Genomic DNA, 16,412 nt, shown 5'->3' on the forward strand with positions numbered 1-16,412 from the left:
ATTTTCCGGGAGGATTGCAAAGTAAATCTTTATAAAGCCCCAAGCCGACGCGATCTAGCCGTCCCCCGGTTCGCCGACTATCGTGCCCGGCCCGCAGCGCCTGATTGCTGCCTGCCTGGATCCCGCTGGATGCTCGACCCCCGTCCCACCGCCGTTGCCCGCTGGAAATTGCATGCGCGCACCACGCCTGTTGTTTTCGCGTTCTTCATGGCCTCGATCATGGCCATGCTGATGTGCCTGGTGATCACCGCCGCCAATGCCGGCATCGATGGCCAGTTCCCGGCGCGGGTGCTGTCCGCCTATTGCCTGGCGATGCCGACCGCCTTCTGCTGCGTGCTGCTGGTGCGGCCCTTGGTGATGCGGCTGGTGGCGTTGACGGTGCATCCGCACTGAACAGGCCGACGGGCAGACCGTGTCAGCTGCAACTGTCTTTGCTGGGAATCGACTGGAACGGTTACTTTCCACGACCCCACTGATAAATGTTGTTGGCCATGCGTCCTGATTTCATCCTCACCCTTTCCTGCCCGGACCGCACCGGCATCGTCTATCGCGTGTCCGGCCTGCTGTTCGAGTCGGGTTGCAACATCCTCGATGCCCAGCAGTTTGGTGACGATGAAAGCGGCCGCTTCTTCCTGCGCGTGCATTTCGACATGAGCACCAGCGGGGATGAGCCGGTGGTGCGTGCCAGGCTGCAGGGCCTGGGCGAAGAGTTCGCGATGCAGTGGGAATTGCATGATGCGCGTCGCCGCGCGCGCCTGCTGGTGCTGGTCAGCAAGCAGGGCCATTGCCTCAATGACCTGCTGTTCCGCACCCATAGCCGCCAGCTGAAGGTGGATATCGCTGCGGTGGCATCCAACCACAACGACTTTGCCGGGCTGGCCGGTTCCTACACTGTGCCGTTCCATCATCTGCCAGTGGACGCCGCGAACCGCGAGCAGCAGGAACAACAGATCATCGACCTGGTCGAGCGCGAACGCATCGATCTGGTGGTGCTGGCGCGTTACATGCAGATCCTGTCGCCGCGTCTATGCCAGGCGCTGTCGGGCCGCGCGATCAACATCCATCACAGCTTCCTGCCCAGCTTCAAGGGCGCACAGCCGTACCACCAGGCGCATGCGCGAGGGGTCAAGATCATCGGCGCCACCGCGCATTACGTGACCTCGGACCTGGACGAAGGTCCGATCATCGAGCAGGACGTTGCGCGGGTGGATCACGCGATGACGCCGCGTGATCTGGTGCAGCTGGGCAGTGACACCGAGTCGCAGGTGCTTGCGCGTGCGGTGCGCCGCCATGTCGAGCACCGCATCCTGCTCAATGGTCACCGCACCGTGGTGTTCCGCTGATCAGTCGAGCCGGATCCGCAGATCGGGCTTAGTCGATGTGGATCCCGCATTCGTTCAAGGCGATGCGGGTGGCGGCATCGTTGGCTGCCGACACCGGACGGGTCAGCTCCCACAGGAAGCGCACGGCAAAACCGCTGATGGCAGCATCCTGCGCACTCCACAGCACGCAGTAGTCACGTGCCAGTCCGCAGACATGGACTTCGCGGATGCCGCGCTCGTGCAGCCAGCCAGCCAGTCCGGTGGGCGCGCGCGTGGCCTGTGGGCCGATGTTCTCGCGGAACGCGCTATATGAGTCCACGTCGCGCTGGGTGCCTTTGCGCAGGATCAGGTCTGCATGCTTCCAGTCCACGCGCGCATCCAGGCTGGCACCTGCGCTGCCCTGCACGCAGTGATCCGGCCACAGCGTTTGTGGTTGGCCGTGCAGTTGGATGGAGTCGAAGGGTTTGTGTCCCGCGTGCTGGCTGGCGAACGAGGCATGATCGGCTGGATGCCAGTCCTGGGTCGCAACCACGGTCTGATATTCACGCGCATCCAGCAGCGCAGCGATGGCGGGCACGATGGCATCGCCGTGCTGGCAGGGCAGGGCACCGCCGGGCATGAAATCCGGTTGCAGATCGATAACCAGCAGCGCAACGTCTGTTCCGTACATCGACAACTTCCTGACGCGGGGGACGCACAGTTTAAGGCAGTGCCGATCAATGCCACGTAGTGCCAAGCCACGCTCGGCAGGGGCATTACCAGATCACCTGTTGGAGTGGCATAAGCCGCGAAGCAAGCAACCTCAAAAGCACCCCTCCCCAACCCTCCCCTTTGCTACGCAAAAGGGAGGGCGCGAAGCGGTAGTGCCGAGCCATGCTCGGCAGGGGCACTACCAGCAATCCCAGTAGGAGCGGCGTAAGCCGCGAAGCAGGCAAGAGCCAAAGCACCCCTACCCAACCCTCCCCTTTGCTACGCAAAAGGGAGGGAGCGAAGCGGTAGTGCCGAGCCATGCTCGGCAGGGGCCTTACCAGCCCGGAGCCATGCCCGCTCAATGCGCCGACGAGCGCGAGAACAGGTTGATCACCAGCACTCCGGCGCAGATCAGGCCAATGCCGACGATGGCGGCCGCATCAAGCTTCTGTTTGAACACGAACAACCCGATCAAGGAGATCAGCACGATGCCGACACCGGACCAGATCGCATAGGCGATACCGGTGGGTATCGTCCTCATCACCAGCGCCAGCAACCAGAAGCACACGCTGTAACCGGCCAGGGCACCAACGGTCGGCCATAGCCGGCTCATGCCATCAGAAGCCTTGAGCAGGGAGGTGGCGAGCACTTCCAGGGCGATGGCGCAGGCCAGCAGGGCGTAGGCGTTCATGGCGAAGCTCGAATAAGGGGCCGTCAATTCTAGCGGCGCTGTTCTTACGGTACCGGTCTAGACTGGACCTGCCATAACGACCGCGGTCCGCATGGCAGGCGCCAAGACAACAAGCACAGGTGGGTAAGTGGCCAGGCAGCGCGAGTGCTGTCGAGTCGGCATGCAGAGCGCACGCAGGGGGCGTGCCGGGCTTGCATGTCGCCGGATATGGATCCCCGGAAGTTTGTGCAGCACAGATCGCGCCGGTACCCCAAGTGATGCCAGACTCCGATCCACGCCCCAACGCACACCCTAGATGACCTACTACACGCTGCTACAGATGTTTGGGTTGTTGATCTTTGCCCATGTCGTGGCCGACTACCCCTTGCAGGGTGAGTTTCTGTCGCGGGCCAAGAACCGGCATGCGCCGGTGCCCGATGTGCCGTGGTACCAGGCACTGGCCGCGCATGGTGTGATCCACGGCGGCGCGGTGGGCTGGATCACCGGCAGCATCGTGCTTGCGGTGCTGGAAACCCTGAGCCACATGCTGATAGATGACCTCAAGTGTGGCCATCGCATCAGCTACAACCTGGACCAGGCCCTGCACGTGGCCTGCAAGGTGCTGTGGCTGGCGTTGTTGTTGCTGATGCCTGAGCTACCCTGATAAAGGCTGCGTGGCTTGCCCTGATGAGCGCAATCCAGATGCTGCGCCGCGGTTCGTCCGAGCTGCGGTGCGTGCCGTGATCCGACTGCTTTTGACACTGGTTGCAGCCAAACGGCCGCACACAAACCCGGTCGCAAGCTGAAAGCCAGTACCGATATGCCAGCGTGAACGCGGGACTTGGGCGAAAATAGCCGATCCACGCATCACAAGACCCCGCGCTGCATGCCATCCCTGCCCCAAAACACCCGCTACGCCGACTCCCTGCGCCTGTCCGTCGCCCCGATGATGGATTGGATACATGTATTGAGAAATTAATTTAATATCAATTGCTTAGTGTCAACCAATCTGACTTGGTGGCATTTTCGTGGCACTGTATCTCGTGGTGATGGTAGGGATAACCCCTACACTTTCGTTCCATTCACTTTGGTACTATCCGCATCACGATTAGTCCGGGCTTACCCGTCTAAGCGCAGAACGATCACTTTCAGAGGCACTGATGGCGCAGGAACGACATCTTAAGAACGCACCGATCAATGAGGCTATCGTCGACTTTCTGTTCGATGTCGCCATCACTGATGATCAGGTTCGTGCCCTTGGAAAGAGTGAGGCGGATCGCCGAGGCGGCTGGCTGAAGAGTGAGTTGAACAACTTTGAAGCGACGATCAACTTTTCGGCTGGTGAAACTTTTAAGCAATCGCAAGCTTTTGAGGGCGTTCGACTGCAGAGCAGCAAAGACGGTGGAGCTGGAACTGTGGTCCAGTATCGAGCCAACCGAGTCACCGCCAGTCTTGTCGGCGCTTACACGCGTTGGGAGGATCTAGCGCAGGCTAGTATTGAAGCGGCGGTCCCATTTTGCGCGGTAGCAGGAAGTACTGCGGTTAAGCGCATTGGCGTTCGCTTTATTAATATCCTTAAGCTGAATGGTCCCGCATCCAACCTTCTCGAAGATCCTCCGGCTGCAATCGATCCCACGTGGACCATGAACGATTACATGGGGCGTAGGGTGTACAAGGACGAGAAGGGGCATGCGATCAGTATTACCCTCGGAACAGTGAGGAATCGCTCGATGACGGAGGAGGGCCCGGCATCGAAAGGCTTACTGCTCGATATCGATGTGACAAAGGAATGTTCTACTGAGCTGGGAAGCGAAGAGATGACGCGAGCTTTGGACGATCTTCGATCAGTCAAGAACGCAGTTTTCTTCGGTACGTTGCGAGAGTCTGCTTTGGAGGAATACGTATGAATGGGGCATACGCATTGAGGTACACGGCGTTTGACTACGATTTTCCGCCATCTGCTTCAGAGTGGCTTGAGTCTGTCGAGCTTCCTGTGGAGCTTACTCCGGGGCGTCGTCTAATCGTCGAACAGATGTATGGCCGTGCGCGCAACGCTTGGGCGCAGGTTGTTGCATCCGGCGATCAGGTACATCCTTCGGTCACTTTGGACTTGTTGAAGCGAGTGTTCGCGCTCCTGCCGCCTGGGTTGCCTGAAGTTGATGCCTACGTGTCTCACGCAGGTTCTGTTTGCCTGGACTGGGACGACAATCCTGACAACACACTTTCGCTGATTATCAAAGGCGATGGCCATGTGGGCTATGCAGCCTACTTCGGTGGCGAACAAATTCATGATTCGATTTACTTCGCAGGCAGCCTAGGAAACTCGATTGATCGGGTGGTGGAACGATGGGTTGTTCGGGACATGAGGTTCTGCGGAGTTAATTGATGCGCCAAGCAGCAGGTACGCGAGATCTCGTTGCAATAGGGCTCAACGAGAAGAGCAAGCACGACGCTACTCCGAAGGCGAAAGTGCGTAATTTCAAGCCGCGGCTCTATCAGGGCCGTCTTGAGCTGTCTTCGTTCTGCGTTGATGAGCTTGACGATGGCGGAGTATGGGGCCTCTTGGACCAGCACTTGGACAAGCCCGCAGTCGGCAGGGCCGAGCTTGGGATTATTGGAATTCAGCAGCAAGGTCTTAATCCGGATGCGGACTGGGTTCCTGAGCGTCACGTCAACATAATCGACTGGCCACCCACCGAGGAGGCTCAAACTGCGCTTGCCCAAGCCCTCCACGGGATGCAGCGGTACCACGCAAGGGCATAGTCAAGCTGATGCGATTAGGCGCAGGCTACGACGCCCTCTGTAGCTTCTGCCACTGCTTCGTCGCCTCATCGCGCTGACCATCGATGTAAGCGGCCAGAACGTCGGCAGCAACCAGCCAGGGTGACTTCTGGCTGCCGAGACGGAACACTGGAACCGGAAGCGACTGGCGCGCAGCGCGCTTGTTCGCTTCCTCTGGCTTCATCCCAAAGTGCTGGCAGCACTTCTCCAGGGGGATGTGTCCGGTACCGAACTCAGCGAGCAGCAGGAAGACGGTAGTGGTGGTCATTGGTTGTGTCCTTGCTTGCTGCATTGGTCTGCCAGGGCATCGAACTTCGCTGCCTCGGCCAGGTAGTGATTGACGCGTTCCTGTCGGATGACCGGAGGGAACTGATAGGCCTTGCGCGCCTCGTCGGCCGCAGCGCGGTTGGCATCTGCCTTTCGCCGCGGGTCATGTTCAAAGATGTCGAGCTGCCCACGATCGCTCCTCATGCGCACGGGTCCAGCTGGGTGGGCATCTGCTTCACGAATTCACTCCTTCCAGCGCCGCATTGACAAGCTCAGTTCTTTTGATGCCGGCTTTTGTGACCCAAGTCCGCCGAGGTTGACCTTTAGTCGAGTGGCTGCAGCCATCACCGAAATTGATAATCCCGGCAGGGGAAATCGCGAAGGAGTAAAGGCAATTGCGACTGGGTGAAAGAGCTTTGATGTCGTCGTTGAGCGCGGTTGCAGAAGGGGGTGAGCCTGATACGCCACCTCTGCTGGTTGATCTAGAGATGTGGGGGTACGCGGTTGGGACGCCACCAGTGGTGACCGCGATCGGGATGGACGTGCTTAGCGAGCTGCAGGAACGCACCAGAGCGACCGAGGACCGGCCAAGGTAGCTGTGGGGCAACGGGTGCTTGTGCGGCGGCTTCATTCGCGTGACCGGCCTGGGGAATAGCTGCGGGGCGGTCATGCGAATAGTTCCAATTGGGCGGGCTGCGCCGGCTTCGTTTGGATCTGCAGCGATTCCAGCCATGCGATGACTGCTGGCGGGGCCTTGTGATGCGTCGCATTCCGCAGCTTTGCCAACAACTCGGCGATGCCAGCGGCGAGGGCGGCGGAGCGATCGGCAGCAAAGTTTCCCCACTTCACCAGCGGTGCGTAGCCGAAACCCCAGTTGCTGCTGTGAAACGACACTGCCCACATCCAACGGCCATCCTCGGTTTGGGCGACTCGCACCTCCGCTACCGGCAGGGCGAGCTTGTGTTTCCTGGTTGGCGTATCAGCCTGATAAGTGACGCCATCGTAGGCGGCGCTCATATCACATGCCTCGGGTTCGGCCGCACAAACCCAAACCAGAGATTTGTGAGGTTGTTCCAGTTGATCTCTTTGGGATCGCGCGGGATAGGCGGTAAAGGCACGCGCAACCTGCGCATGTCATTGGTGCACGGCACGCACACTCCGGACCGGCCTTGCTTCCCAGCGCGGTTGAACTGCTGCAGCGGCAGGGACCGGATGCATTTGGTGCAGGTCTTACGCATCGTTCGCCTCCTGCGGGCTGTCCGTCGGTTTGGTCTTGCGTTGCTTCTTCATCGGCAGGTCCTGCCAGCGGAACTTGCAGGTGCGGCAGGTGTAGTCGATATGATCTCGACGCACGCTGACCACCCAGCTACTAACCGACGCGAACCGATTCCCGCCAAGGCCATAGGCCTCGGCCTTGTAGTTGCTACCAGCAGGGCGAAACAGCAGATGGACGTCGCTTCCGCCACACTTCTCGCATGTCGATTCGCAAGGTTTAGACACCCTCACCCCCAGCCGGCGGGCGGCGAGACGTTCCAGCAGATCGGCGTACTCGGCCAGCAAGTCTGCGACCATGGCGTGCCCTTGAAAGTGCGGCTCCGTTGCTTGTGGCCCGTAGGCTTCCGCCCAGTAGCGGACATGATCGACGGGCGACAGTGACCCGAACCTCACCGGCGCGGCGCGCAGGGCGGCGTGCGCCAGTGCTGACGCGATGGCCGCGACCGTCGCGCTGTCGTTCCAGATGGCATCGTTGGCCCGTAAGCTGCGGGCAGCTTCCAGCGATCCGACGCGCTCGTACTCCTCCGCCAGCAACTCCCTGGCGCGCTGCTGGTCATCCATTGGACACCTCCTGTTGCGGATAGGGCGGATAGAACACCTTCGGACTCACAGTCGGTGCGTCTTCCTCCATGAAGCGTTGAATCGGGTATGCGCTCCCATCCTTGTCTATGAACACCAGCAGGCCGTCATCGCGCCGCAGTAGCGTCCCCTCGAACCAGAATCCAGCACCCGCCCATTCGATGTAGGTTTTGCGCAGCGGGTTCGTGTCATGCGCGCAATAGCGCGGCCAGCAGCATGGGAAGTCGAACATCCCGTTACTCATCCGACACCCCCGCGCCGTGGCTGGTGGGCGGCTGCTTTGCTTTGATGAGGCGGTGCAGCTCACGCGCAAACTCTGCTCCCACACTGTCGTGGCGTGACCCGACAACCGCGGTTAGCGCGGCGAAGGCTAGATCATCGCTAGATGCCAGTGGGACGCCAGGCACCGTCACTACGACAGCCTTGGGGTCGTCAGCCTCTACGGCCACCATTCCGATTGCCTCGACACGGGCGCGGTCTTCGGCGGAGAGCTGACCGCGCGGGAATACGATGATCTGGCTCACGCCCCCACCTCGGCGCTGGTGGCCTGCATTGCGCTGCACTTATCGCAGTCGAACAGTTCGGGCACGCCATCAACCGTTCCCGTACACACTTCGCCAGTGCCTCGGCACTTGCTGCACACGTCGCCCTTGGAGCTGGCGTCAAGCAGGGCCTCGCACACCTTGCGCAGCGATCCTTCCAAGGTAGTGAAGCGACAGTTGGCCTGATGTTCACCCCAAGCACGCACCGCAACGGCGAGCATCGAATCGAGGTCGATCCCCGGCGCTGCGGCGGTGCTTTCGATAGCGGCCAAGACTTCATCTCGGCGAAGGTAGTAGCCAGCTGCGTAGACCCGCAAGTTTTCGATGCGTTCGCGCAGATCAACCGGCGCTGCGGCGACGGGGGCGGCGTAGAACAGAGTTCCTGCAGGGATCTCCTCCCAGTGCTTGAACCACTCAATGCGAGGGCCCTGCGTGCAGCCATCGAGGCGGCAGATGGGCTCCTGGAGTGCGCCGCTCAGGGTGGCTTCTGCGTTCGTGTTGGTCATTTCTTGATCCTCAGTTGGACGCGCCGACCTTCGCGGTGGGCGGAGAATTTGCGGGGCTGTGCTGCGGTCCGCAGCCAGGGATATCGGGCATGCACGCTCGCCATGAGGCGGTGCGCGTTGGCATGCCGCAGATGCCCGTCGAAGCTGGAGACTCGCGCGGCGATATCGCGCAGATCCGCCGGCGTGGCTCGCACGGTGTCGCCTTGCACGTGCTTGCCTTCCCACTCGGCCAAGGCCTGCTGCAGGTGGGCCACAACGCGGCGGCGGGTGAGGGAGTGGGTCGGGTAGATGACGTAGCCAAGGAAGTCCAAGCCATCGGTCAGGCGGCAAAGCTTCTGCTCGGCCTTCAGTTGCAGGCCAAGCCGCTCCTGCAGGAACTTCTCGATCTGATCACGCCAAGCCGCCAACTGCTCCCGGTCGTGATGGAAAAGCACGAAGTCGTCGACATAGCGCAGGTAGCGCTTGGCCTTGAGCTGGTGCTTTACGAACTGGTCCAGCGCGTCCAGGTAGACATTGGCGAAGAACTGGCTGGACAGGTTGCCGATCGGCAGGCCGCGCCCCGCCGGTGCGTTGGCAAGCCGCTTGTGCGGCGGAACCTGCGCTACCTCAGCGGCGGTTGCCCGGCACTGCACGCCGGCATGCAGCGGCGAGCGCCGCAGCAGCGCGTGGGTGGCCTTCTGCACGCGAGCTGGCACCCTGCGTGCGGCGATGCGCTTGCGCAGCATCTGCCACAGCGTAGGGCGGTGGATGCTGTTGAAGAAGTTGGCCACGTCCAGCTGCAGATACCAGCCGCCACCTTGGCCGCTGTGAACCTGCCGGGTGAACTCCTGGGCCCGGCGCACAGCAGCGTGGCTGCCGCGGCCTTTCCGGTTCGCGTAGCTATCGTGGATGAAGGTGGGCTCCCAGATCGCCTCCAGCTGCGGCACCAGCCAGTGGTGCACGACGCGGTCGGCGAAATCGGGAGCGTGGATCTCGCGCGCCTTGGGGCGCAGTGCGACGAAGCACGTGGATGGACTCGGCTGCCATTGCCCGGCCTGTAGCTGACGTTGCAGTTCCAGCAGGCCATCGGCCCACCGGTAATCGAAGCGCAGCTGATTGAAGCTTGGAACCTTCTGGCGGCGTGCGCGCCGCCATGCCTGATACAACTCCTGCAGGCTTACATCTCCCTGAAACTCACCGGCACGACGCACGGCCAACGCGAACCCGTTGTTGTTGCGGTGGTTGTTGTTGACGTTGCCGTTGTTGAAATTGACGTTCCACGCGGACGCCGAGGACCAGGCGGCCGCCCCCCCATACACTTGCGACCAGGCAGCGCAGCCCGGATGTGGATAGCGCTGCTTCGTCATGAGTTAGCCCTCGCAGGGGCGGTACGGGTACTCAGTTTCTCGCCACGCTGCGCTACGCCATTGGCTCGCGCATTCTGGGCATTGGGAGTGCTGATGCGGCGGTTCCACCCGCCAGCTTGGGCGCCCAGCTCGTGAGCAAGGCGTGCCAGCATTTCGAAGCGGCGGAAGCTGTTGAAAGCTCGCAACCGCATTGCCGCCTGCAGGTATTGCTTGAGTGCGTCGACATCCCACACCAGCTGTCCCACCAGTGCGGCCTGTTGGTCTCGGTCGCGCCATGCCCGGTTTGCATTGATGTTGACGGTCATGGCCTGCCGGCGCAGATCCGCGCCCACCGCGTAGCGGTGGTAGCGCGGGAACTGGCGCACGGCCTTTTCAATCTCGTCCAGAAGACGCTCTGCGGCCTTGATGATGGGTGGGGGCTGGAAGCGGGATGTCATTGGTCAGCTCAGCAAAGAGTCAAATCACTGACCGGCACGACGCACGGCCAACGCGAACCCGCTGCCGCCGCGGTGGAGGTCGCTGACGTTGCCGCCGTCGAAACTGACGGACCACGCGGACGCCGAGGACCCGTTTTCTTCAAGGGACCAGGCGCACGGGGTCTTGCTCCAGTACCAATCGTTCTGGATGTTCTGGAAGAAGTCGGTATTGATCGCTGGTGCGTAGCGGGTGCGGTCCGCCAACAACGACAGCTCCTCGATGGTGGGCAGATCCCAACCGCTGTGGCCCGCAAGCGTCAGGGCCTTCGCAGCGGCCTCGCACTGCTCCTGCGGTACGTCCGTATCGACGATGCTGGCGGCGGTGAAGGTAAGGCCATGCTCCGGCAGCTCCACGGCTACCCAGTCGGTGGCGTCGCTGGGCAGCTGCTGGCCTTCGGCGCCGATCTTGATGAACTTGATGTTGCTCATGCGGTAGTGCTCCTGGTGATGATCAAAAAGGCCAATTACTGACCGGCACGACGCACGGCCAACGCGAACCCGCTGCCGCCGCGGTGGTCGCCGCCGACGCCGCCGCTGCCGAAATCGACGCCCCACGCGGACGCCGAGGACCAGGCGCAGGGCGTGCTGGTCCAGTGCCAGCGAGGTTTCACGCGGGGGAACAGCGAGGTGTCGATTGCCGGTTCGTGTCGGGTGTCATCGACCAGGGCGGCGAGCTCGGCGCGGGTTGGCAGGCGCCAGTCATTCACGCTCAGCAGGGTCAGCTCGCGGCAGCGGGCTTCGCACGCTTCCTGGGTGATGCCGTCGTCGGCGTCATCCTCGCTGCCTAGCGACTAAACGGACCACATGAGACCGGTGCTGTGGTCCAGGACGGCAGAGTGGTCGGTGCGGTCGCTTTCTGCCGGAAGCTGCGTGCCGTCGGCCAGGAGCTTCGTAAAGCGGGGAATCGGAACTACGAGTGCTCCTGTAACGCGAAGGTCTTCTTTCGGAAGAACCTCGCTGAGAGTGGTGCGCGAGATGTGGACGTTCTTGATGTTGATGGTGAGTTGGGTCACGGTCTTTGCCTCACGAAATTGCTGCGGTTTTGGACAGGGTTGGCCGGCGGCCGGGGAAGCTGGTTATTGGCGAATCGAAGCTGTGAGGGAGGATCTCGGGGCGCTTTCCCGTTCGTTGCATCCACGCCTCGATGGTCTCGGCCTCGACCTGGACAGGAGCGGCTACAGCCTTGGGTGCCCTCCGCTCCGCTGCGGCCGCAATGACGGCTATGTGCGGGGCGCGAGCCTTGGCCTTAGCTTCTGCTCTGGCCATCGCTTCCTGCTTGCGTTGCTGACGCCGTTCCTCCACTTCCGTGCGGTGCGCCTCCAACTTCTCGATCCGGGCTTTGTTCCTGGCCAGCCGCTTCTGTTCGCGAAGTGCGTCCCGTGCTTCGCGCTGGGCGGCGCGGTCAATGGCCTTCGCGGTTGGTGGGCGCTTAGGGCGCAGCGATGGATCTGCGTCGCGTAGCCAGTGGTAGCGATAAGGCCGGTCCGCGGTGCGTCCCAGCAAGCCGTCACGCACTTGGCCATGAACGATCGAGTACAGGCGCACCCTGCCGACTGTGGCCGTGAGGCCGAGGCCGCTATAGATGTCATCCGCGCTGGCGGTTCCCAGCCTCTTGACGATCTCGCGGATGCGCTCGCTGATGGTCATCGGGTTGTTTGCGGATTCTTCCCGCCACTTTCGATAGGCGGCCTCAGCGTTCTGGTATGCGACAGCGGCCTTGTTCCGGTACGTCTCAGCCCTGCGCTCAGCCCGCGGTGTGGCAGAGCGAACAGCTGGTTCGCGAATGACGCTGTACTTGCATGGATTGGTTTCGTTGTGCCGCGCCAGGATCCCATCGAGGGTCATGGACCGAAGGGACGCGCGTACAACACCGCCCGTGTAGTTGTCGGTGATGCCAAGACCGAGGCACACCTCTTTCGCCGTACTGGGGCCCTTATCGCGCAAGAACGCGCGGATGCCTGCAGAGCGATTGGTGGTGCCGCGAATGTCGCAAGGCTGCAACAGGGGCGCGCTCATTCGTCACACCCCTTACCGATCTCACCACGACGCCCTTCGCCGGCGGCGGTGAATTCGCGCCAGCCCACCCAGCCGCGCTGGGGGCAGTGGAAGCCCCAATCGCGAACTACGGGTGAGGTGATGAACAGCGTCCAGCATGGAGAAGGGCCATTGCTGAGCGAGTTCCACAGTTCTACGCGGTGCGCAGCACGGGGGCCGGCCAGCTTGAGGCTACCGCGCGTGCGGACTGTGCGCCGATGGATGCCGCCAGCGCTGATGGTGTGCTCAACGTAGCTCCCGCGAAGCAGCAGGGAAGCCCATGCCCATGGGTGATCGTGCAACGCCCGGTCGTCATCGCTTCTCAGGAACTTGTGCAGATACACATTGGGGAGCCGCATGCTCAGCCAGACGGCGAAGCGCTGCCAGCGGGTGCGCTGGTCCTCCGGAATCGACCGGTACCAGCCACGCCAAGGGGTGAGGTACCACCGGAGTAGGTAAGCACCGGCAGGATCGTTCGCGCCAACCACGAAGTCTGCAGGGCGGCGACCAGCGACGCGGCTGATGAGTGCAGTGGAGAGAGGGCCAATCACCTGGCGGCCTCCCGTGCTGCTGCTTCGCCAGCCAGCGCGAAGTAGGCGGAGCCGTCCTGGTAGTCATCCGCATGGTGCTTCCCGCCAGTGGCGCGTGCCAGTTTCAGCAGGGCCTGCAACTGCCAGCCCTGCACCTCGGTGAGCGCCGTGCCGTGCAGCGCATTGAAGGCGGCAATCGCACGGCTCATCGAGCGTTCGCCGTTGGGTTGGTCGCGGAGAGGACCGCGCTGGGCGATATCTGCCCCGGCGGCTGCAAGGATCTGATCGGCGGTAATGGCGCTCACGCAGTCACCGCCTTTGCGCGCTCAAGCAGGGCCTTGTTGAACACGTGATAGTTGCCACGCGCAGCGATGCGCGGATCTGGATTGCTGGTCAGTACCAGCGCATCGAAGGTGGGATAGGGGCGGCTGCCGTCCCAGTCATCAACAATGCTGGTGAGGCCAAAATGCTTGCGCAGCTGCTCGGCGTGCGTGGTTTTGCCGCAGCCCTTCGGACCGCAGACGATTACGGAGCGCTTGCTCACGATGCTTTCTCCATGGCGGCGTGCTGCGCCAGTAGGTGCTCTGCGTGGGCGACGCCACGGGCATTGAGCGTTACGGTGTGCGGGAAGTCGGGGTCATCGAACGTCACCAGATAGGCGTCATCCAGCCAGTTGATGACGCGGCGGGTGAAGACTTGGGTGGTTACCGCGCAACTTGTCTTGATCTCAGCGGGTAGGCCTGCAAACCCGCCACGGGTGCGGCGAAGGCGCTTGCCTTGAGACGCGTAGGCGGCGAGCAGTGCGGCGATAGCCTTGGGTTGAAGGTGCACTAGCGGGCTCCCTGGCGAAGTGCGGCGTAGGCCTGCTCGCGGGCGCGCGGCAGCAGCGATATGGGCACGCGCTTGTGCGTGTGCTGGTCAGTCCAGCGGGCTTCGGCGAGTGCGAAGTTGGGGTGCGGCTCTGTCGCAATCCCGCAGCGCTGGCACTCGATGTGGAACATCGGCGGACACGGCTGGCCAATTGCATGGCCAACGGGTGCTCCGTGGGTTTCCACAATCTGCGGCCGGTGGCCGGGTGCACAGAGCGGTACGTCATCTGGCAGCGGGCGTGATGTCTGGCGCATGGTCAGCACCTACCGCCGCTGCAGAGGATTGAGCCAGCGACCATTGCAGCGGCGATGAGGTTGATCAGCAGGGCGATCACCATTGCCAACGCTGAATCCCTGCCTTCCGGGTCCCGATAGTTCCGGTCACGGCTCATGCGGCACCATCCGTCTTTGGTGTGCGCAGTGCCTGGCGCGCAGCGCGGGCGGCGCCAGCGACATCATTCAGCACCGACTGGCCCGACAGACCTTTGGCTTGAGCCTCACGCACCTTTGCGAAGGCATCGAGATAAGGGAGCCCGGCACGGACGGCATGGGCGCGAACATCACGAAACGTGCTGAAACTCAGGATGTTTGAACTCATGAGTGCTGCTCCTTGATGGTGATGCCCTGGCGGCTGAGCCAGCGGCAAGCGCGCTTCAAAGCACGCGGATGGAGCGCGAAGCGCTTGCGGCCCAGCTGCAGGGCGCTGCGATGTGCAGTTGCGCGGCGAGAGGTTGTTACGCCGATCTCGTCCGGAGTTCGGTTGGTGCAATCGGCGTATCGACCGGCCCAGATGAAGCCCGCGCACACCAGGAGCACCAACGTCTGGTTGCCTGTACCGGTTGGAAACGCGGCCTCAACCGGCAATGCGGTGGCGCTCATGCGTTTCCCCTGGCGTGCACGCGCCTCGCAAGGGCGAAGGCCTGCTTGGAATAGCTGCGCGCCAGATCGGCGTGTACCTTGGACGGTCCCAGCTTGTCAGCTGCCAAACAACGAGCGGCGTCGCGCGTGTGGACCTCGCATCGCAGGCCAAGCTGCTGCAGCTGTTGGATATCGGTGCATGTAACGTTGACAGTGCTCACTGGCGCACCTCGGCACTGATATCGCGCGCCACTGCTTCGGCGATGCGGCTGGCAACGCCCATGCGACGGCTGCGGCGCTTCTGGTTGCGGCTGTGTTCGCCGGCACTGCGCTGGCGGAGAACATTGGCGCGCGCGTGCTCGCGGGCCGCGATGCCCAAGAGGCAATGAATGACCAACAGCGGCAGTTGCATGCGTGCCGAGTTGGCGTCGATGTAGTTGCGGTTGGCCATGGCTGAGTCCTCAGGGCATCAAAAAGGCCAATTACTGACCGGCACGACGCACGGCCAACGCGAACCCGCCGAGGTTGCGGTGGTGGCTGGAGACGAGGCCGCTGCCGAAATTGACGAACCACGCGGACGCCGAGGACCAGGCGCACAGGTCGCTCGTCCAGAACCAGCGAGACGGGAAGTCAGGGAACGCGTCGGTGTCGATCGCGGGGCCGTAGCGGGTCAAGTCGACCAGCGTGAGCAGTTGCTGACGGCTCGGCAGGGTCCAGTCTTCGTGGCCGCCCACGCGGCAGCCCGCCGCTGCGTCAGTAGCGGCCTGGTGGGTGATGTAGTCGTCGGACAGCGGCTTGGCCGTCCATTCCAGACCGGTGGTGCTGTCGATAACGGTCAGCAGGACGCCGGCGGCGTCGTGGGTCTGGGTAAAGCGGTTCTGCTCGGCTTTCATGGCGCTCTCCGGAAGAAGGAGGGCGCCGGCGGGTCATTGCGGCCTGGGGAGTGGCCTGCTGCCGGTCAGGGGAGGGGCCGGCAGGGTGGCGACCCGCCGGTCGCCCGCCGGTTTTGGGGCCGGCGGGGTGATTTAGCCACAGGCTAAATCCAATTACAATAGCTAACAGCTAAATTTATGGGACGAGGTCTTGCGCGCTCAGAATTTGAGCCAGACACACTCCTAGTGTGCCGCTATGGGGTGAGGTCTGCTTCGTTGAAGTCGATTCGGCTCAACGAATCGTCACAGTAGACGAAAATTCGAATGTTCTGCTTTGAGCTGCGGTCAACGCTAGCTTCCGAAACGTCCACGTATTTGCAGCCTTTTTCAGTAATGGCCTTGTGGGCGGCAGCTTCGCGCAATGGTTGGATGATGTCCCAGCGATCTTCCAGTTTGGTGGATAGCTTCGGGTATTGGGCCTTGTCGTAGGGCGCGAACACTTCGTTATCAATCTGGGCGCGGAGCCGCGCCTTGTCTATAGGGCGATCACTGCCCTGTGCTGGTGTAGCAGTGGTTGTCGGATGGCCGGTGAACCAGAACATCAGCACAACGGCAACAGCGAATGATCCGCCGAGCAAAAGAATCAGTCCAGATCGAACTACCCCTAAACATCCATTCATAGCGCCTCCTGTTTCATTGGCTCTTTAAGCTATCGGAAGCGCAGGCTGGTATCTCGAACCAGGCCTATGTCGTCAAAACTGTCGCCATCGACAATGCACTGCCGTGCAGCCTCCA

The 16,412-nt window shown here is 62.1% G+C and carries 32 protein-coding genes; 7 read left to right on the plus strand and 25 right to left on the minus strand.

Annotated elements, in window-relative coordinates; genetic code table 11:
- The first annotated feature begins 129 nt into the window (after positions 1 to 129).
- Positions 130 to 393, plus strand: coding sequence for a DUF2798 domain-containing protein (locus AC13FW_RS13875; protein WP_296247555.1), 264 nt, complete (start codon positions 130 to 132; stop codon positions 391 to 393).
- Between the two features lie 98 nt (positions 394 to 491).
- On the plus strand, positions 492 to 1,343 hold the full coding sequence (purU, locus tag AC13FW_RS13880) for a formyltetrahydrofolate deformylase (RefSeq protein WP_482989431.1): 852 nt from the start codon (positions 492 to 494) through the stop codon (positions 1,341 to 1,343).
- 28 nt (positions 1,344 to 1,371) lie between these two features.
- On the opposite strand, the gene pncA is transcribed toward purU, so the two are convergent.
- Both pncA and AC13FW_RS13890 read right to left on the minus strand, forming a co-directional pair.
- Positions 1,372 to 1,992 carry a bifunctional nicotinamidase/pyrazinamidase gene (gene pncA, locus AC13FW_RS13885; RefSeq protein ID WP_481614663.1) on the minus strand — a complete coding sequence of 207 codons (621 nt, stop codon included), beginning with the start codon at positions 1,990 to 1,992 and terminating at the stop codon, positions 1,372 to 1,374.
- 378 nt (positions 1,993 to 2,370) lie between these two features.
- Positions 2,371 to 2,703, minus strand: a complete 333-nt coding sequence (locus AC13FW_RS13890) for an SMR family transporter (protein WP_343229761.1) — start codon at positions 2,701 to 2,703, stop codon at positions 2,371 to 2,373.
- Positions 2,704 to 2,998: 295 nt separating this feature from the next.
- Between AC13FW_RS13890 and AC13FW_RS13895 the strand changes: the two genes are divergently transcribed.
- The 4 genes from AC13FW_RS13895 (at position 2,999) to AC13FW_RS13910 (ending at position 5,445) form a co-directional block, all read left to right on the plus strand.
- Entirely contained in the window at positions 2,999 to 3,346 is a 348-nt protein-coding gene (locus AC13FW_RS13895) for a DUF3307 domain-containing protein (RefSeq protein WP_482989432.1), read from the plus strand.
- Positions 3,347 to 3,842: 496 nt separating this feature from the next.
- The gene (locus AC13FW_RS13900) at positions 3,843 to 4,589 is read left to right on the plus strand and encodes a TIGR04255 family protein (RefSeq protein WP_482989433.1); all 747 of its coding nucleotides are present in this window, start codon (positions 3,843 to 3,845) and stop codon (positions 4,587 to 4,589) included.
- The gene (locus AC13FW_RS13905) at positions 4,586 to 5,068 is read left to right on the plus strand and encodes a hypothetical protein (protein WP_482989434.1); all 483 of its coding nucleotides are present in this window, start codon (positions 4,586 to 4,588) and stop codon (positions 5,066 to 5,068) included. The genes AC13FW_RS13900 and AC13FW_RS13905 overlap by 4 nt, the downstream gene beginning before the upstream one ends.
- Positions 5,068 to 5,445, plus strand: coding sequence for a hypothetical protein (locus AC13FW_RS13910; protein ID WP_482989435.1), 378 nt, complete (start codon positions 5,068 to 5,070; stop codon positions 5,443 to 5,445). The genes AC13FW_RS13905 and AC13FW_RS13910 overlap by 1 nt, the downstream gene beginning before the upstream one ends.
- A 25-nt stretch (positions 5,446 to 5,470) precedes the next feature.
- Here the strand turns inward: AC13FW_RS13910 and AC13FW_RS13915 are convergent, their stop codons facing one another.
- The 11 genes from AC13FW_RS13915 to AC13FW_RS13965 all read right to left on the minus strand — a co-directional run bounded on the left by AC13FW_RS13915 (position 5,471) and on the right by AC13FW_RS13965 (position 11,161).
- The gene (locus tag AC13FW_RS13915) at positions 5,471 to 5,731 is read right to left on the minus strand and encodes a pyocin activator PrtN family protein (protein ID WP_482989436.1); all 261 of its coding nucleotides are present in this window, start codon (positions 5,729 to 5,731) and stop codon (positions 5,471 to 5,473) included.
- Complete coding sequence (locus AC13FW_RS13920) at positions 5,728 to 5,934, minus strand: hypothetical protein (RefSeq protein ID WP_482989437.1); 207 nt, start codon at positions 5,932 to 5,934, stop codon at positions 5,728 to 5,730. Before AC13FW_RS13920 ends, AC13FW_RS13915 begins: the two co-directional genes overlap by 4 nt.
- A gap of 462 nt (positions 5,935 to 6,396) precedes the next feature.
- Positions 6,397 to 6,747, minus strand: coding sequence for a hypothetical protein (locus AC13FW_RS13925; protein WP_482989438.1), 351 nt, complete (start codon positions 6,745 to 6,747; stop codon positions 6,397 to 6,399).
- Positions 6,748 to 6,960: 213 nt separating this feature from the next.
- On the minus strand, positions 6,961 to 7,566 hold the full coding sequence (locus AC13FW_RS13930; RefSeq protein WP_482989439.1) for a hypothetical protein: 606 nt from the start codon (positions 7,564 to 7,566) through the stop codon (positions 6,961 to 6,963).
- Positions 7,559 to 7,816 (minus strand): hypothetical protein, encoded by a 258-nt coding sequence (locus tag AC13FW_RS13935; RefSeq protein ID WP_482989440.1) that lies wholly within the window; start codon positions 7,814 to 7,816, stop codon positions 7,559 to 7,561. The genes AC13FW_RS13930 and AC13FW_RS13935 overlap by 8 nt, the downstream gene beginning before the upstream one ends.
- A 4-nt stretch (positions 7,817 to 7,820) precedes the next feature.
- On the minus strand, positions 7,821 to 8,108 hold the full coding sequence (locus tag AC13FW_RS13940) for a hypothetical protein (RefSeq protein WP_482989441.1): 288 nt from the start codon (positions 8,106 to 8,108) through the stop codon (positions 7,821 to 7,823).
- Positions 8,105 to 8,632: a hypothetical protein gene (locus AC13FW_RS13945; protein WP_482989442.1), complete on the minus strand. Its 528-nt coding sequence runs from the start codon at positions 8,630 to 8,632 to the stop codon at positions 8,105 to 8,107. The genes AC13FW_RS13940 and AC13FW_RS13945 overlap by 4 nt, the downstream gene beginning before the upstream one ends.
- Positions 8,629 to 9,978: an RNA-directed DNA polymerase gene (locus AC13FW_RS13950; RefSeq protein WP_482989443.1), complete on the minus strand. Its 1,350-nt coding sequence runs from the start codon at positions 9,976 to 9,978 to the stop codon at positions 8,629 to 8,631. The genes AC13FW_RS13945 and AC13FW_RS13950 overlap by 4 nt, the downstream gene beginning before the upstream one ends.
- Positions 9,975 to 10,415: a four helix bundle protein gene (locus tag AC13FW_RS13955; RefSeq protein WP_482989444.1), complete on the minus strand. Its 441-nt coding sequence runs from the start codon at positions 10,413 to 10,415 to the stop codon at positions 9,975 to 9,977. Before AC13FW_RS13955 ends, AC13FW_RS13950 begins: the two co-directional genes overlap by 4 nt.
- Before the next feature lie 24 nt (positions 10,416 to 10,439).
- Positions 10,440 to 10,883 carry an Lcl C-terminal domain-containing protein gene (locus tag AC13FW_RS13960; protein ID WP_482989445.1) on the minus strand — a complete coding sequence of 148 codons (444 nt, stop codon included), beginning with the start codon at positions 10,881 to 10,883 and terminating at the stop codon, positions 10,440 to 10,442.
- A gap of 35 nt (positions 10,884 to 10,918) precedes the next feature.
- Complete coding sequence (locus AC13FW_RS13965) at positions 10,919 to 11,161, minus strand: Lcl C-terminal domain-containing protein (protein WP_482989446.1); 243 nt, start codon at positions 11,159 to 11,161, stop codon at positions 10,919 to 10,921.
- On the opposite strand from AC13FW_RS13965, the gene AC13FW_RS13970 reads away from it, so the two are divergent.
- Complete coding sequence (locus tag AC13FW_RS13970) at positions 11,099 to 11,242, plus strand: hypothetical protein (RefSeq protein ID WP_482989561.1); 144 nt, start codon at positions 11,099 to 11,101, stop codon at positions 11,240 to 11,242. The two genes, AC13FW_RS13965 and AC13FW_RS13970, sit on opposite strands and share 63 nt — an antisense overlap.
- A gap of 3 nt (positions 11,243 to 11,245) precedes the next feature.
- On the opposite strand, the gene AC13FW_RS13975 is transcribed toward AC13FW_RS13970, so the two are convergent.
- The 12 genes from AC13FW_RS13975 to AC13FW_RS14030 all read right to left on the minus strand — a co-directional run bounded on the left by AC13FW_RS13975 (position 11,246) and on the right by AC13FW_RS14030 (position 16,219).
- The gene (locus tag AC13FW_RS13975) at positions 11,246 to 11,467 is read right to left on the minus strand and encodes a hypothetical protein (RefSeq protein ID WP_482989447.1); all 222 of its coding nucleotides are present in this window, start codon (positions 11,465 to 11,467) and stop codon (positions 11,246 to 11,248) included.
- 10 nt (positions 11,468 to 11,477) lie between these two features.
- Complete coding sequence (locus AC13FW_RS13980; RefSeq protein WP_482989448.1) at positions 11,478 to 12,470, minus strand: hypothetical protein; 993 nt, start codon at positions 12,468 to 12,470, stop codon at positions 11,478 to 11,480.
- Positions 12,467 to 13,039, minus strand: coding sequence for a hypothetical protein (locus AC13FW_RS13985; protein ID WP_482989449.1), 573 nt, complete (start codon positions 13,037 to 13,039; stop codon positions 12,467 to 12,469). Before AC13FW_RS13985 ends, AC13FW_RS13980 begins: the two co-directional genes overlap by 4 nt.
- Positions 13,036 to 13,323, minus strand: coding sequence for a DUF6378 domain-containing protein (locus tag AC13FW_RS13990; protein ID WP_482989450.1), 288 nt, complete (start codon positions 13,321 to 13,323; stop codon positions 13,036 to 13,038). The genes AC13FW_RS13985 and AC13FW_RS13990 overlap by 4 nt, the downstream gene beginning before the upstream one ends.
- Positions 13,320 to 13,562, minus strand: coding sequence for a hypothetical protein (locus AC13FW_RS13995; protein ID WP_482989451.1), 243 nt, complete (start codon positions 13,560 to 13,562; stop codon positions 13,320 to 13,322). Before AC13FW_RS13995 ends, AC13FW_RS13990 begins: the two co-directional genes overlap by 4 nt.
- On the minus strand, positions 13,559 to 13,849 hold the full coding sequence (locus AC13FW_RS14000) for a hypothetical protein (RefSeq protein ID WP_482989452.1): 291 nt from the start codon (positions 13,847 to 13,849) through the stop codon (positions 13,559 to 13,561). Before AC13FW_RS14000 ends, AC13FW_RS13995 begins: the two co-directional genes overlap by 4 nt.
- Before the next feature lie 295 nt (positions 13,850 to 14,144).
- Complete coding sequence (locus AC13FW_RS14005; protein ID WP_482989453.1) at positions 14,145 to 14,279, minus strand: hypothetical protein; 135 nt, start codon at positions 14,277 to 14,279, stop codon at positions 14,145 to 14,147.
- Complete coding sequence (locus AC13FW_RS14010; protein ID WP_482989454.1) at positions 14,276 to 14,485, minus strand: hypothetical protein; 210 nt, start codon at positions 14,483 to 14,485, stop codon at positions 14,276 to 14,278. Before AC13FW_RS14010 ends, AC13FW_RS14005 begins: the two co-directional genes overlap by 4 nt.
- Positions 14,482 to 14,766 carry a hypothetical protein gene (locus AC13FW_RS14015; RefSeq protein WP_482989455.1) on the minus strand — a complete coding sequence of 95 codons (285 nt, stop codon included), beginning with the start codon at positions 14,764 to 14,766 and terminating at the stop codon, positions 14,482 to 14,484. The genes AC13FW_RS14010 and AC13FW_RS14015 overlap by 4 nt, the downstream gene beginning before the upstream one ends.
- Positions 14,767 to 14,962: 196 nt before the next feature.
- Entirely contained in the window at positions 14,963 to 15,196 is a 234-nt protein-coding gene (locus AC13FW_RS14020) for a hypothetical protein (protein ID WP_482989456.1), read from the minus strand.
- 31 nt (positions 15,197 to 15,227) lie between these two features.
- Positions 15,228 to 15,638: an Lcl C-terminal domain-containing protein gene (locus AC13FW_RS14025; RefSeq protein ID WP_482989457.1), complete on the minus strand. Its 411-nt coding sequence runs from the start codon at positions 15,636 to 15,638 to the stop codon at positions 15,228 to 15,230.
- A 233-nt stretch (positions 15,639 to 15,871) separates the two neighbouring features.
- Positions 15,872 to 16,219: a hypothetical protein gene (locus AC13FW_RS14030; RefSeq protein ID WP_482989458.1), complete on the minus strand. Its 348-nt coding sequence runs from the start codon at positions 16,217 to 16,219 to the stop codon at positions 15,872 to 15,874.
- Between the last annotated feature and the right edge of the window lie 193 nt (positions 16,220 to 16,412).

It is taken from the genome of Stenotrophomonas sp. 21LCFQ19 (assembly GCF_056861425.1).

Excerpts from the sequence above, each read along its gene's own strand:
- pncA (WP_481614663.1), bottom strand. The coding sequence starts at position 1,992 with ATGTACGGAACAGACGTTGCGCTGCTGGTTATCGATCTGCAACCGGAT.
- AC13FW_RS13910 (WP_482989435.1), top strand. The coding sequence starts at position 5,068 with ATGCGCCAAGCAGCAGGTACGCGAGATCTCGTTGCAATAGGGCTCAAC.
- AC13FW_RS13935 (WP_482989440.1), bottom strand. The coding sequence starts at position 7,816 with ATGTTCGACTTCCCATGCTGCTGGCCGCGCTATTGCGCGCATGACACG.
- AC13FW_RS13980 (WP_482989448.1), bottom strand. The coding sequence starts at position 12,470 with ATGAGCGCGCCCCTGTTGCAGCCTTGCGACATTCGCGGCACCACCAAT.
- AC13FW_RS14020 (WP_482989456.1), bottom strand. The coding sequence starts at position 15,196 with ATGGCCAACCGCAACTACATCGACGCCAACTCGGCACGCATGCAACTG.
- AC13FW_RS13890 (WP_343229761.1), bottom strand. The coding sequence starts at position 2,703 with ATGAACGCCTACGCCCTGCTGGCCTGCGCCATCGCCCTGGAAGTGCTC.
- AC13FW_RS13895 (WP_482989432.1), top strand. The coding sequence starts at position 2,999 with ATGACCTACTACACGCTGCTACAGATGTTTGGGTTGTTGATCTTTGCC.
- AC13FW_RS13905 (WP_482989434.1), top strand. The coding sequence starts at position 4,586 with ATGAATGGGGCATACGCATTGAGGTACACGGCGTTTGACTACGATTTT.
- AC13FW_RS13955 (WP_482989444.1), bottom strand. The coding sequence starts at position 10,415 with ATGACATCCCGCTTCCAGCCCCCACCCATCATCAAGGCCGCAGAGCGT.
- AC13FW_RS13925 (WP_482989438.1), bottom strand. The coding sequence starts at position 6,747 with ATGAGCGCCGCCTACGATGGCGTCACTTATCAGGCTGATACGCCAACC.
- AC13FW_RS13930 (WP_482989439.1), bottom strand. The coding sequence starts at position 7,566 with ATGGATGACCAGCAGCGCGCCAGGGAGTTGCTGGCGGAGGAGTACGAG.
- AC13FW_RS14030 (WP_482989458.1), bottom strand. The coding sequence starts at position 16,219 with ATGTTCTGGTTCACCGGCCATCCGACAACCACTGCTACACCAGCACAG.
- AC13FW_RS14025 (WP_482989457.1), bottom strand. The coding sequence starts at position 15,638 with ATGAAAGCCGAGCAGAACCGCTTTACCCAGACCCACGACGCCGCCGGC.
- AC13FW_RS13945 (WP_482989442.1), bottom strand. The coding sequence starts at position 8,632 with ATGACCAACACGAACGCAGAAGCCACCCTGAGCGGCGCACTCCAGGAG.
- AC13FW_RS13960 (WP_482989445.1), bottom strand. The coding sequence starts at position 10,883 with ATGAGCAACATCAAGTTCATCAAGATCGGCGCCGAAGGCCAGCAGCTG.
- AC13FW_RS13950 (WP_482989443.1), bottom strand. The coding sequence starts at position 9,978 with ATGACGAAGCAGCGCTATCCACATCCGGGCTGCGCTGCCTGGTCGCAA.
- AC13FW_RS14005 (WP_482989453.1), bottom strand. The coding sequence starts at position 14,279 with ATGAGCCGTGACCGGAACTATCGGGACCCGGAAGGCAGGGATTCAGCG.
- AC13FW_RS13920 (WP_482989437.1), bottom strand. The coding sequence starts at position 5,934 with ATGAGGAGCGATCGTGGGCAGCTCGACATCTTTGAACATGACCCGCGG.
- AC13FW_RS14015 (WP_482989455.1), bottom strand. The coding sequence starts at position 14,766 with ATGAGCGCCACCGCATTGCCGGTTGAGGCCGCGTTTCCAACCGGTACA.
- AC13FW_RS14010 (WP_482989454.1), bottom strand. The coding sequence starts at position 14,485 with ATGAGTTCAAACATCCTGAGTTTCAGCACGTTTCGTGATGTTCGCGCC.
- AC13FW_RS13900 (WP_482989433.1), top strand. The coding sequence starts at position 3,843 with ATGGCGCAGGAACGACATCTTAAGAACGCACCGATCAATGAGGCTATC.
- AC13FW_RS13915 (WP_482989436.1), bottom strand. The coding sequence starts at position 5,731 with ATGACCACCACTACCGTCTTCCTGCTGCTCGCTGAGTTCGGTACCGGA.
- AC13FW_RS13875 (WP_296247555.1), top strand. The coding sequence starts at position 130 with ATGCTCGACCCCCGTCCCACCGCCGTTGCCCGCTGGAAATTGCATGCG.
- purU (WP_482989431.1), top strand. The coding sequence starts at position 492 with ATGCGTCCTGATTTCATCCTCACCCTTTCCTGCCCGGACCGCACCGGC.